This is a genomic window from Streptomyces sp. NPDC091416 (assembly GCF_044756845.1).
GTDB lineage: Bacteria > Actinomycetota > Actinomycetes > Streptomycetales > Streptomycetaceae > Streptomyces.
Genome location: NZ_JBIVTU010000008.1, coordinates 188,985 through 202,046, shown reverse-complemented (window position 1 = coordinate 202,046; position 13,062 = coordinate 188,985). Strand labels below are relative to the sequence as shown.

9 protein-coding genes and 1 pseudogene are annotated in these 13,062 nt (G+C 71.3%); 7 read left to right on the top strand and 3 right to left on the bottom strand.

Annotated elements, in window-relative coordinates:
• The first annotated feature begins 50 nt into the window (after positions 1-50).
• Positions 51-878 carry a phytanoyl-CoA dioxygenase family protein gene (locus tag ACIQMX_RS24190; protein ID WP_402480981.1) on the top strand — a complete coding sequence of 276 codons (828 nt, stop codon included), beginning with the start codon at positions 51-53 and terminating at the stop codon, positions 876-878.
• Between the two features lie 863 nt (positions 879-1,741).
• On the opposite strand, the gene ACIQMX_RS24185 is transcribed toward ACIQMX_RS24190, so the two are convergent.
• Positions 1,742-2,182 (bottom strand): hypothetical protein, encoded by a 441-nt coding sequence (locus tag ACIQMX_RS24185; RefSeq protein ID WP_363073612.1) that lies wholly within the window; start codon positions 2,180-2,182, stop codon positions 1,742-1,744.
• A 110-nt stretch (positions 2,183-2,292) separates the two neighbouring features.
• Between ACIQMX_RS24185 and ACIQMX_RS24180 the strand changes: the two genes are divergently transcribed.
• From ACIQMX_RS24180 to ACIQMX_RS24155, 6 genes and pseudogenes are all read left to right on the top strand, one after another.
• Complete coding sequence (locus ACIQMX_RS24180) at positions 2,293-2,898, top strand: class I SAM-dependent methyltransferase (protein WP_363073614.1); 606 nt, start codon at positions 2,293-2,295, stop codon at positions 2,896-2,898.
• 93 nt (positions 2,899-2,991) lie between these two features.
• Positions 2,992-3,917: pseudogene (locus tag ACIQMX_RS24175) on the top strand (helix-turn-helix domain-containing protein).
• 121 nt (positions 3,918-4,038) lie between these two features.
• A complete protein-coding gene (locus ACIQMX_RS24170) occupies positions 4,039-4,899 on the top strand; it encodes an ABC transporter ATP-binding protein (RefSeq protein WP_402480977.1) in 861 nt (286 codons plus the stop codon).
• Between the two features lie 237 nt (positions 4,900-5,136).
• The gene (locus ACIQMX_RS24165) at positions 5,137-6,204 is read left to right on the top strand and encodes an iron-siderophore ABC transporter substrate-binding protein (RefSeq protein ID WP_363073618.1); all 1,068 of its coding nucleotides are present in this window, start codon (positions 5,137-5,139) and stop codon (positions 6,202-6,204) included.
• Between the two features lie 10 nt (positions 6,205-6,214).
• The gene (locus ACIQMX_RS24160) at positions 6,215-8,311 is read left to right on the top strand and encodes an iron ABC transporter permease (RefSeq protein WP_402481410.1); all 2,097 of its coding nucleotides are present in this window, start codon (positions 6,215-6,217) and stop codon (positions 8,309-8,311) included.
• 117 nt (positions 8,312-8,428) lie between these two features.
• A complete protein-coding gene (locus ACIQMX_RS24155) occupies positions 8,429-9,550 on the top strand; it encodes a peptidase C39 family protein (protein ID WP_363073622.1) in 1,122 nt (373 codons plus the stop codon).
• Here the strand turns inward: ACIQMX_RS24155 and ACIQMX_RS24150 are convergent.
• Entirely contained in the window at positions 9,517-11,025 is a 1,509-nt protein-coding gene (locus ACIQMX_RS24150; protein WP_363073624.1) for a DUF4246 domain-containing protein, read from the bottom strand. The two genes, ACIQMX_RS24155 and ACIQMX_RS24150, sit on opposite strands and share 34 nt — an antisense overlap.
• Positions 11,026-11,154: 129 nt before the next feature.
• Positions 11,155-13,029: a transketolase gene (locus tag ACIQMX_RS24145; RefSeq protein ID WP_363073626.1), complete on the bottom strand. Its 1,875-nt coding sequence runs from the start codon at positions 13,027-13,029 to the stop codon at positions 11,155-11,157.
• Positions 13,030-13,062: the final 33 nt, after the last annotated feature.

The window sequence follows — 13,062 nt, the reverse complement described above, 5'->3', positions numbered from 1 at the left end:
CGGCCGATTGCTCCATGCCCGTACGGAGCGACCGGCATGACGATGGAGCCATGACAACAAGTGCATTGTCCCTTGCGCGGGACGACACCGCCGCGCTCCGCGACCGCTACGAGCGTGACGGCGTGGTCCAGGTCGACGGCCTGCTCACGGACTGCGAGACGCAGGCTCTGCGCGATGTGTTCATGGCACAGGTCGAACGCGGCCACGCGGATCTCGGAGCGTCCGACGAAGTCGCTCCGGACGACGTCCTGGCCCGCTACCCGCGGTTCATACAGCCTCACCGGCGTACCGACCTCGATGTGGGCCGCGCCGCCCGCCGCCTGATGACCGACCGCCGGCTGCTCGACGTGGTCACGGCGCTGATCGGCCCCGCGTACGGTGCCCAGTCGATGTTCTACTTCAAGCCCCCGCAGGCGAGGGGGCAGGCCATGCACCAGGACAACTACTTCCTCCGTGCCCACCCGGAGACCTGCCTTGCCGCGTGGATCGCCGTGGACCGCTGCGACGAGGCGAACGGCGCCCTCAAGGTGGTCCCGGGCAGCCACACCATGGACATCGCCTGTCCGGAGGCCGCCGACCGGGCGGAGTCCTTCAGTACGGGACTGGTGCGGCCGCCTGCCGGGCTGGCCGTCGTACAGAGCGAACTCCGCCCCGGTGACGTGCTGTTCTTCCACGGCAGCCTGGTGCACGGATCACTTCCCAACACGACGCGCGACCGCTTCCGCAGGTCGCTCATCTTCCACTACGTCCCCCGGACCGGTTCGGAGATCGCCCGCTTCTACCAGCCGCTCGTCGACGTGGACGGCCAAGACGTCCGCATCGACGAGAGCGCCGACGGCGGCCCCTGCGGCGAGGGTTGGGAGGGGGCGGCCCACTGAGGCCGCCGCGCGGCAGCCGGACCGCCGAAGCCTCCGGTCCGGGGCCGGCGCTCCCGACGAACCCCGGAACGTGGGCACACCGGATACGAGCGCGAGCCGGGGTACCGGACGCTCATGTCGCAGCCGCCCCCGGGGACTGCTGCGGAGTCCAGTACTCCAGTAGTCCCCATATTCCGAGTACGAGCGAGGCCGATGCCGCGAGCGCCGCGGCCCAGGGGCGGCCCGTCCAGCGTGTCGTCAGCATCCAGGCGAGCAGAGGGACCAGGGCGCCGCCGAGCGCGACGAGCGGAAGGCCGACGAGGAGCACGCTCAGATCACGGTCCTGGCCCTCGAAACCGCCGTGGACACTGTCCGAGACCCGTGGCGCCCATGCCAGTGGCGCGGCGGCTGCGCCGAATGCGGAGATCAGGCAACCCACACCGCCGGCTCCAACCGATACGGCTTTCCTGTTCCGTTTCACGAGGTTCGTGCTCCGCTCTGTGGCAAGCGCTCAGTGGCAAGCGCTTGTTGTGCGGCAGACGCCGGCGCTGCGGTGCGTGGTTCCGTTCGGGGCGAAGCCGGCACGTGTTCTCGCGGTGGAACGGCCATCTGTTCCGGCCGGGAAGCAGCCGGCTGCGCACCCGGCCCGCGAGCGCCGGCATCCGGCTCCTGAGGCGGGGGCCAATCGGGCCGGCTCCGGCGCGTCCTGGGCCCCGGGCTCAGTACCTGCTCAGCCCGGTCCACTTCCCGATGGAATCACCCCGGGCCGAACCCGGGCGGCCGACGAGGGAAGCCGAACAGCGGTCGGACACATGAGCCGTCCGGACGGACCGGCGCGGCCGACGGTCCGGTGTGACGCGCGCGGGTGCGCCGGTGACCCCCGGTCAGCGGCGGCCTGCGGTCAGGGTGACGAGGAACTGGCCGCCGCCCGGCTCGATGCCGGCGGTCACCGGCAGGCCCGGTACGAGCCGGGAGAACCGGTCGACCAGCCAGTCCGCCGCCTCCTGGGCGTCCTGCCTGGTCGGACAACGGCCCACCATCTCGCGGCCCCCCTTGCGCTCCAGCCTCCCCGCGACGGTGATCAGCGGCGCGGGTTCGACCACGTACAGGCGGTCGGGCCAGGCGATGACCACCTTGACCGCGCCCTTGCGGGTGTTGCAACCGCGGTGCGCGAGCCGTTCGGCGACCTTGGCCTTCCGGTCGGCGGTCCGGCTGTCGACGCTGGGCCCCCGCGGGTCGTTCACCGACTCGTCGGGATCGACGGCTTCGTCACACACCCAGCATCGCCAGCCGTCGCGCTCGGCCACATCATCAAGGAGACTCATCCGAGCAAAGTAGCCTGCCCGGCCGCCACCCCACGCACCAGGGCTCCGGCGGAGCCCCGGACGGTCTGGCTGAACTCCGGGCGGCCGGACGGCCGACCTATAGTTGGCCCATGAGCCGTTGGTCCGAGTTTGCTGGGAAAGCGTCCGGGGAGGACTACGCCGCACGATTCGCGGCCCTGGCCCGTAGCGGCAAGAACGTGCACGGTGAGGCCCGGTTCTGTGCGGCTCTCGTGCCCGCCGGAGCGCGGGTGCTGGACGCCGGGTGCGGTACCGGACGCGTCATGATCCGGCTCGCGGAACTGGGCTACGACTGCGTCGGGGTGGACCTTGACGCGTCGATGCTGGCCGTGGCGCGGAAGCAGGCTCCCGACCTGCCCTGGTTCGAGGGCGATCTGGCCGAGTTCGAGCCGGACTCACTCGGTGTCGCGGGGGGCTTCGACCTCGTCGTCGCCGCGGGCAACATCTTCCCGCTGCTCGCCCCCGGTACGGAGGCCGCGGTGGTCGAGCGCCTGTCCGCGGCACTGCGTCCGGGCGGCCTGCTGGTTGCCGGCTTCGGCCTGGACGCGGCCCATCTGCCGGTGCCGCCCGGCCTCACACTGACGGACTACGACGACTGCTGCGCCGCGGCCGGCCTCGCACTCGTCGACCGGTTCGCCACCTGGGACGCCGACCCGTACGACGGCGGCGGCTATGCCGTCAGTGTCCACCGCCGGTGAGGGCGTGCGGGTGCCTGCCCGGGTGCGCGGCGCCCTGACGGCCGTGCCCACCGGCCGCTCGGGGGAACACGGGCCGCGGATAGAATCCGCCGTATGGTCCGGTCGTCCTGCGGTGAAGTGATGCCCGCGATGTGGCGGCGCGAGGCGGGCACTGTGGTGCACAGAGCCCCGGCACCGCCGCCTCCGGAACAGGGCGAGGGCCCCTTCGCCATCAGCGCCGGGTTCCGGATTCCGCCCGTTCCCACGGAGTGGGCACCGCACGCGCATCCGCTGCACGAGCTCGTCTGGGTGCGGGGCGGAACGCTGACGTCCCAGGTGGGGGACCGCATCTTCACCGTGTTCGAGGGCAACGGGCTGTGGATGCCCGCGGGAGTGGTCCACAGTGGCCGGGCGACGGCGGGCGCGGCGTTCCACGACGCCCTTTTCGCACCCGACCGCACGCCGTTCGCGTTCGGGGAGCCGAAGGCGATCGAGATGACGCCTCTGCTCGAGTCGCTGCTGGCCCATCTGTCCCGTACGGATCTCGACCCATCGGCCAGGGCGCGGGCCGAGTCGGTGGTGTTCGACGTGATCCGGCCGTCGGAGCGCCAGTTCGCCCTGCAGCTCCCGGGCGATCCCCGGATCGACGCGATAGCCGAAGCCCTGCTGGACGATCCTGCCGACAGCCGCTCACTGGAGGAGTGGGCGCGGCTGCTGGAGACCAGCGAACGCACGGTCACCCGTGCGTTCCGCCGGGCGACAGGCCTCTCCTTCGCCCAGTGGCGGCAGATGCTGCGGGTCCATCGGGCCCTGATGCTCCTCTCCGAGGGTTTCGATGTGATGACGGTGTCCGAGACGCTGGGATACGCGCAGCCCAGCTCCTTCATCGCCGCGTTCCGCCGGGTCATGGGAACCACGCCCGGCGCCTTCTCCGCAGTGGCCGGCGGGCCCGCGTGAATGTCCGGAATCCCGTATCGCATGTCCAGAACGCCTGGTTGTCGACATGGCAAGCGGAATATAACCTTCTCGGAGTTAGGTAACCCTTAGTTGGTGCTTGCCGTGAAGGGCGCTGCCCGAACGCGGAAGAGTTGGCTGTCCGGCTCGTGAAGACCGGACGGAGGGTGCCGCAGTCCTCGCCCCTTCGAATCTCCGGACGCATCCATGTTCACAAGCCCCTTCCGGCAGGCCGCCCCCGCGGCCGACCCCGGCACCCAGGCGGCCGCGCTCAACGGGCACGACCTGGTGCTGAGCTACGGCGGCCGGACGGTCGTGCACGGCGTCTCGATCGCCCTGGAACCGGGCCGTGCGACGGCACTGGTGGGACCCAACGGCAGCGGGAAGTCCACGGTGCTGCGCGCGCTCTCACGGCTGCACCGGGTGGACGGCGGCCGGATGACGCTCGGTGTCCCCGGCGGGGCGGACGAGTGCGACGCCGCACTGCTCAGCGCCCGCCGGTTCGCCCGCGAGGTCACGCTGTTCTCCCAGTCGAGGCCCGCGCCCCAAGGGCTGACGGTCACGGAGGTCGTGGCCTTCGGGCGCCACCCGTACCGGCGCGGCTTCGCCGGACTCACGGCGCAGGACCGGGTCGCCGTGGACCGCGCCATGGGTGTCACCGGCGTACGGGACATGGCCGGCCGGCCGGTCGGGGAACTCTCCGGCGGTGAGATGCAGCGCGTCTGGCTCGCGGCCTGCCTGGCCCAGGACACCGGCGTCGTACTGCTCGACGAACCGACCAACCATCTGGACCTGCGCTACCAGATCGAGACCCTCGATCTCGTGCGCGACCTCGTCGAGAAGCACGGCATCGCCGTCGGCATCGTGCTGCACGACCTCGACCACGCGTCACGCGTCGCGGACACGCTGGTCCTGATGCGCTCCGGCCGCGTACACGCGGTGGGAGCACCCGCCGATGTCCTCACCGCGCAGAACATCGGCGAGGTCTACGACATCCCTGTCGAGGTCGGTACCGACCCCCGCACGGGCCGCCTCCGTATCGATCCGATCGGACGCCATCCCGTCTGAGGAAACCGGGCCCCGGCCCCTACCGCCCGAATCCACCGGGACCGTCCGTCCCGCCCGAAGACACCGGAACCGTTCCGTCCGCTCTGAACCGCCGGGCTCCGTCCGCATGCGCCGGCCCGGCGACACCCCCTGCCCGAAATCCCCGCCCGAGGCGGTCGGACAGCACCCCGCCCCCGCCTCGGCCGCGGCGGCACATCGTCCGCCGCCACAACTCATCGTAAGAAAGAGGACCATTTCATGAACCGCACCCATCGCCTCGCGGCGTCAGCCTCCACCGGGCTCATCGTCCTCGCCGCAACGGCCTGCGGCACGACGTCCGTCGACAGGACCGAGGCCGCCGGCAGCAGCGCCGGCGCGGCGCCCGCGTCGGCGAGCTGCGCCGAGGACACCACGTCCACCTCGACCGAGCCGGTCTCCTTCACGGACGGTGTCGGCCGGCAGGTGAAGCTGGACAAGCCCGCCAAGCGGATCGCCGTCCTGGAGTGGCAGCAGGTGGAGGACGCGCTGACGCTCTGCGTGACCCCCACCGCGGTCTCCGACGCCAAGGGATACAGCACCTGGGTCAGCGCGGAGAAGCTGCCCGGCGGGGTGACCGACATCGGCACCCGTGAGGAGCCCGACCTCGACACCCTCTACGCGGCGAAGCCCGACCTCATCGTCGTGGAGGCGTTCAAGGCCGACGACGAGACCCTCGCGAAGCTGGAGAAGCGAGGTGTCCCCGTGATGGCCACGCTGGGGGCGGACCCGAAGGACCCGATCGGGAACATGAAGAACGTGTTCAGCATGATCGGCAAGGCGACGGGGCGCACCGAGCGGGCGGACCAGGTGCTCAAGGAGTTCGACGCGCACCTCGCGACGGCGAAGAAGCAGGTCACCGACGCCGAGCTGCCGACCAACGACTTCCTGTTCTTCGACGGATGGCTGGAGGGAGGCAACCTCACCGTCCGCCCCTACGGCAAGGGCGCCCTGTTCACCCAGATCGGTGAAGAGCTCGGCATGAACCCCGTGTGGACCGACGACGTCAACAAGGCCCACGGTGACGGAGGCGTCGACCCCTCCTACGGTCTCGCGCAGACCGACGTCGAGGGACTCACCGCGGTGGGCGACGCCAACTTCTTCTACGCCAATGACGAAGGGGCCGGCGGGTACGTCGCCGCGCTGGAGAAGAACCCGCTCTGGAAGACCATCCCGGCCGTGAAGGAAGGCCGCGCGCACGCCTTCCCGTCGGGTGTGTGGGGCGCCGGCGGCCCGCTCTCCTGCGAGCAGGCGATCGACGCCTACGTCGACGTACTCGACAAGAAGTGAGCACGTGACCATCTCACAGACATCGGTGTCCCGGAGGGAAGCGCTGCCACGCGCCGAGCGCGGCAGCGGTCCCGCCGGGGCGGCCGTCCTGACAGCCCTGTTCGTCCTGACCGTCCTGGTGGGCATGTGGCACCTGACGCAGGGAACGTCAGGGGTCGGCGTCGGCGACCTGGTGAGGTACTTCACCGGGGAACAGGAGAACACCGGCGGAGCGCCGGTCGGCGACATCCTCATCGGCTCGCGCCTGCCGCGCCTGCTCGCGGGCGTCGCGGTGGGTTTCGCCCTCGGATCGGCCGGCACGCTGCTGCAGTCCGTCACGCAGAACACACTGGCCTCCCCGGACACCCTCGCGGTCACGGCCGGGTCCTACTTCACGCTCTCGCTCGTCGCCGCCCTCGGGCTCACCGTCCCCCTCTGGGCATCGGGCGCCGTCGCCTTCGCCGGCGGCCTGGCCGCCGCGGCACTCGTGCTGCTCCTCGCGGGCCGGGCGGCGGGCACCTCCGGTACCCGCCTCATCCTCGCCGGGTCGGCGATAGCGATGGCCCTGGACTCGGCGACCGCGATGGTCCTCATCCTGTTCAAGGAGAACACCACCGGTCTCTTCGCCTGGGGGAGCGGTTCGCTCGCGCAGATGAACATCGACGCGTCCGTGCGCGCCCTCCCGGTCGTGGTCGTGGTGCTGTGCGTCGCCCTGGCACTGTCCCGGCGGCTCGACGTGATGAACCTCGGCGACGACGCCGCGTCCACCCTCGGCGTGCCCATCCGGGCGACGCGCGTGACCGCCGTGATCTGCGCCGTGGTCCTGACCGGCACGGCGGTGACACTCGCGGGCCCCATCGCCTTCGTCGGCCTCGGCGCCCCCGTCTTCGCCCGGCTCATCGCGGGACGGGTCCGCGCGCTGCGCCGCCACCTCTACCTGGTGCCCGCGGCCGGGCTGCTCGGCGCGCTGCTCATCCTGCTCGCGGACGCGACCCTGCGCGCGGTGCAGGGCGCGGACGGGGCCGCCTCCATTCCCACCGGTGTGCCGACCGCGCTGCTCGGTTCCGTCGTGATCGTGGTTCTCGCGCTGCGGCTGCGTGACACGGGCCGGCTCCGGCAGCCACCGCACGCCCGGGTCGTCGCACGGTCGCGCCGCGCGTTCCTCCTCGTCGTCTCCGGCTCGGCGGGACTCCTGGTCGTGGCGGCCGCCGTGGCGGTCCTGGCCGGAAGCCTCTGGCTGCGGACGGGGGACGTCGTGCTCTGGATCCAGGGCACCGCACCCGACCTGATCGGACAGGCGCTCGACGACCGCGTCCCGCGCGTGGTCGCCGCGATCCTCGCCGGTGCGGCACTCGGACTGGCCGGCTGCGTCGTACAGGGCGTGGTCCGCAATCCGCTGGCGGAACCGGGCGTGCTGGGCATCACGGCGGGCGCCGGACTGGGCGCCGTGGTCATTGTCACGTCCGGGCTGTCCGGCGGCCGTCCGCTGCTCATCGTGGCGGCCGTCGTGACGGGGCTCGCCACGTTCGGGCTGATCGCCCTGCTGTCCTGGCGCGGCGGCTTCCTGCCCGACCGGTTCGTGCTGATCGGCATCGGCTGCGGGTACGGCCTCAGCTCCGTCACCACCTTCCTCCTGCTGCGTGCCGACCCGTGGAACACGCCCCGGATCTTCACCTGGCTCTCCGGTACGACCTACGGGCGCACGTTCCCCGACGTCGTACCGGTCGCGGTGGCCCTGGCGCTCGCACTCCCCGTGCTGCTCGCCCTGCGCAACCGGCTGGATCTGCTCGCCGTCGACGAGGACACCCCGCGCATCGTCGGCATCAGGCCGGTACGCGTGCGTTTCGCGGCCCTGGCGATCGCCGCGGTGCTCGCGGCACTCAGCGTGGCCGCCGTCGGCGTCGTCGGCTTCGTGGGACTCGTCGCCCCGCACCTGGCCCGGTCGCTGGTGGGCGCCCGGCACGGGCGGTCGATCCCGGTCGCGATGCTGCTCGGCGGGCTGCTGGTCTGTGTGGCCGACGCCCTCGGCCGCACCGTCGTCGCCCCGTCCCAGGTACCGGCGGGCCTCATGATCGCCCTGGTCGGTGCCCCGTACTTCGTGTGGGTGCTCCGGCAGTCCCGCGCATGACACCGGGCGGCGGCCGGGTCCCCCCGGCCACGTATCCGCGGGTGAACGCCACGTACCCGCGGGCGAACGCCCATCCGCCCCCTTCCTTCCCCCCGCCGTCCCGCCAGGAGCACCCGAATGCCGTCCCCACAGGAAACGTCCGTGAAGAGCGTCGTCGTCCCGTTCGTGCCCGATGAGTCGCCGGCCCTGGCGAGGAGGCTCGGGGGCCGCCGGGTGCCGGAGCGCTGGCAGACGGCCGACCGCTCGGCCCACGCCCCTCACCTCGTCGCCGTACCGAGTGACGACGGTGCGGGGTGGAGCGCTGCCGCGCTGGTGACGGCACGCCCGAACACGGCCTATCTGAAGATCGTCGATGCCGTCGGCGATGTGCGGGCAGCCGTCGCGGCAGTCGTCGACCACGCACGCCGGCGAGGGCTCGCGCAGGTCAAGTGGGAAGGCTGGACGGCCGGCCCCGAGGACGCCGCTGCCGCGGGCTTCGCACCCTTGGGGCCTCCGCTCGCACAGCCGGAGGGTGCGGCCGGACCCGATTCCGGATACGTCCGCTGGCTGAGCGACGGCGTGGTCGCCGAGCCGCCTCCGTACTACGGGCAGAGCACGCACTTCACGTGTGGTGCCGTCACCGCCCTGGTCGCGCAGGCGCACGCGGGGACACTGCCGCGCGAAGCCCTCGACCGTCAGGCGGAACTGACGCTGTGGCGCGACGCGAACAACTTCCTCGCTTGCGAGCCGGTGGGACTGGGGGTCGCCGTACGCCGGGCCTGGCCGTCGTCCCCCGTCCAGGTCCACCTCGACACGGAACGGCCCGTCCTGCTCGACCACCTCCCGGAGAAGGAACAGGAATGGCGTGCCCTGCTCCAGCGCGCGTCACGTACGGACGCCGAGCGGACCGGGGTCCCGGTCGACCCCGGCCACCTCTCCATGACGGCGGTCCGGGACGCGATCGGCCGGCGTGAGCACGTGCTGCTCCTGCTCTCGCTGGCCGACATGCAGGGGTTCGACGTGCCGCACTGGGTGCTCTGCCACGGGGTCGTACCCGGGGCTGTCGTGATCGAGGATCCGTGGGCCAACGCGGCAACGGGGGACACCTGGGTCGATGCCCACCTGCTGCCGGTCCCCGACGCCTCGCTCGACACGATGTCGACCCTGTCCCCGGACCGTTTCCGGGGCGCCGTGACCATCGGCCGCCCCGGGCGGCACGGTGGGATTCAGTGCTCGCAGAGGGAGAATTCCCGTTCGTAGAGCTGCTCGTTGTGCTCGTCGACGAAGAACTTGCGTTCTCGCATGAGCTGTTCGCGAAAGCCCCGGGCCTGATCGAGCGTCATGGTGGTGGTAGCGGACCATGGTTGCTGCGGTGGCACATCGGAGGTCGAGACGATCCTTTCCGACGGGTCGACCAGGAAGAACGCGAGGATCTTGCGGTGTCCCGCGCGCGTGGGGTCCGTGAGGCGGAACGATCCGACGCGGTGCTGAAGGATGTTCGGGAACGCCAGGCAGCGGCCCGCCGGTGTCGATGCCGATCCCAGCGTCTGGTTGAGCGCGTCCTCGTTCTCCAGGCCGTAGACCTCCCGCAGACCGTTGTCGTCGTTCTGCTCGTAGCGCGGGTCGTCGAGCGCCGTCCGGAAGCTCAGCCGGCTTTCGGTGATGTTCTCGCTGTCCCAGTAGTAGATGCCGGTCGACACGATCCGCTCGTTCAGCATCCCCTCGACATGCCAGGAACCGCCGGCGTACTCGGGCTTGTCCGGGGTGAGGTGAATGGTGGCGAGTTTGACGATGACCTGGAGACGGCGGCCGCGCAGGTCGACCCGGGCGGACTCATCGGGCAACTCGGGCGCGACGAAGGCCGGGGCGTCCGGAACGACCGGGCGCCGGCTCTCCCACCAGTCCTCCACGGCCTCCTCCCACGCGTCGACGGCTTCCGCGTGGGCGGCGTCGTCACTGTAGGAGGACTCGTCCGGATACTCCGGCTCCGAGTCGTACCAGCCATAGGGATCGGCCTCGATCCGCAGAGGCCGCGGATGACGCAGGTCGGTGAGCACCCTCTCGAACAGAGGCCGGACGCGCGCGAACAAGTCCGGCAGGACGGCGGCGAGTTCGTGATGAGTCTCGGGGTGGACGTTGTTGACGTACGAACGGAACGCGACCTCGCCGTCCGCACTGACGTCGACGTCCGTGGGCAGCCACTGGAACGTGTCCGAGAACTCGTACTTCGCATAGCGATTCGTCGGGTTCGGCCAAGCCCGGCCGGGCGCGCCGCTCACCTCTCTGACCAGACAGAACAGCGAGGGATGGACCAGGTCCAGGACCTGGCCGCCGGATCCGGGATGCCAGTCCCGGTCGGCTTCGGGGACCTGTTCCAGAACCCGGACCGCCTCGCGCAGCCGTGCTCCGAGCTTGTCGTCGATCAGTGTGTCCGACTGCCACACCCCGTCGACGGCGGACACCTCGATGCCGGTCCGGCCGTCCCGCAGGGCCGCGTAGTGCGCGAGTTCGGCCAGTACATAGCCGATCTGTGCCTCGGTGAGCCCTTGGGCGACCGCTTCCCGCGTCCACCTGCCGACGATGTCGGCATCGGTCATCTTGTCGAACCATCGCGGCTTCGCCCGAAGGTGCGAGCTGCACCGCATCATCTGAAGTTCCCGCAGCGTCCGGGGTGTTGCGAACGGCAGGGATCGGGAGGCTTGAAAGGGCAGCGGGAAGGCGGACAGGCCGGTCAATTCTCTTGGTCCTTCGAGTCGGCGTGCGATGGCGGGAACAGTACTGCAGCCCACTGACAGCGCAGCAGCCGTCCCCGCCTTCGGGCGCCGGGCGGAAGGAGCCGGGGAGGCCCGGCCTCCCGCTCCGCGTCAGCGGCGCTTGACCAGGGCGCGGGCGGCATCGGCGATATGGGAGCGGGAGATGCCGGCCGCGTCGAGGAGTTCGCCGGGTGTGCCCGACCCCGGCAGGCTCGTGACGGCAAGGTGGGCGAAGCCGGGGTGGCTGCCTGATGAAGCCAGAGCCGAGAGGACCGCTTCGCCGATGCCGCCTTCGGGATGGTGGTCCTCGGCGACGACCAGGGCGCCGGTGTGCGAGGCGGCTCGGGCCAGGGCGTCGGCGTCGAGCGGCTTGACCGAGTACAGATCGATGACGCGGGCCGCGATCCCGTCGGCGGCGAGCTCCTCGGCGGCGGCCAGACACTCGTGCAGGGTGACACCGGCGCCGATCAGGGTGACCTGGTCGTCGTCACCGCCCCCGCGCAGGGTCTTCGACCCGCCCGGCGCGAAGGTCTCGTCCTCGCCGTACAGCACCGGGTACGCGCCTCGCGTGGTGCGCAGGTACGAGATGCCTTCGATGTCCGCCATGGCGGCCGTCAGGGCGGCGGCCGAGGTCGCGTCGGACGGATACAGGACGGTGGACCCGAGGATCGCGCGCATCATCGCGAGGTCCTCGACGCCCATCTGGGAGGGGCCGTCGGCGCCGATCTCCACCCCGCTGTGGGTTCCGCACAGGGCCATGGTGATCCCGGAGACGGCGGCCATCCGGATGAAGTCGTGTGCCCGGGTGAGGAAGGCGGCGAACGTGGTGGCGTACGGGCGGTAGCCGCGGACGGCCATCCCGACAGCGGTGGCGATCATCTGCTGTTCGGCGATGTAGACCTGGAAGTACCGCTCCGGATGGGCCTTCCGGAAGTCCTCGGCGTGCGTCGAGTTGCCGACCTCGGCGTCCAGGGCGACGACCTCGGGGCGGGCGCCGAGAGCGGCCAGTGCCTTGCCGAAGGCGACCCGGGTGGCGACGTCGTCCCCGACGTCGTAGCGAGGCAGCTCGACCGGACCCGCCGCGGGGGCCGCGGCAGCCTTGGCCTCGGGGGGCCGGGGGCCGCGTACCCGCAGGTCGCGGACTCCGCCCAGTTCCGCGACCGCGCGTTCGGCCAGATCCTCGGGCAGCGGTTTGCCGTGCCAGTTCTCCTGGTCGGCGACCTCCTCGACGCCCCGGCCCTTGACGGTCCTGGCGACGATGACGGTGGGCGCCTGCCCGTCGGCGGCCGTGGTCAGAGCCCGGTCGACCTCTTCGAGGTCATGGCCGTCGACCACGAGGGCACGGCAGCCGAACGCCTCGGCACGCCGCGCGTACGCGGCCGTGTCCCACTGGAGCTCGGTGGGCCCGCTCTGACCGAGCCTGTTGACGTCGATGATCGCGGTGAAGTTGGCCAGCTGGTGGCGGCCCGCCTTGTCGAGCGCCTCCCAGACGGAGCCTTCGCTCATCTCGCTGTCTCCGCAGAGCACCCACACCCGGTAGGGCTGCTTCTCCAGGTCACGGCCCGCCAGCGCGATGCCGACGCCGTAGGCGATGCCCTGGCCGAGGGAACCGGTGGCCACGTCGACCCAGGGCAGAACCGGGGTGGGGTGGCCCTGGAGACGGTGGCCGAACCGGCGGTACGTGGTCATCAGCTCCTCGTCACTGATGACTCCGGCTGCCTTGAACATGGCGTAGAGGAGAGGCGAGGCGTGCCCCTTGGAGAAGATGAGGTGGTCGCCGGCGGGATGGTCCGGTGCGGACCAGTCGTAGTGCAGATGGCGGGTGATCAGCACGGCCATCAGGTCCGCGGCCGAGAGGCTGGAGGTGGGGTGCCCGGATCCGGCGGACGTGCTGGAGCGCACCGAGTCCACACGGAGCTGCTGCGCGAGTTCGAAGATCTGAGGCAGGTCGGTGCCGGCATCGAGCGTGGTCGGTCGGGCGGACATGGCCAGTTCCTTTCGTCGGGGGCGCGAGGCGAC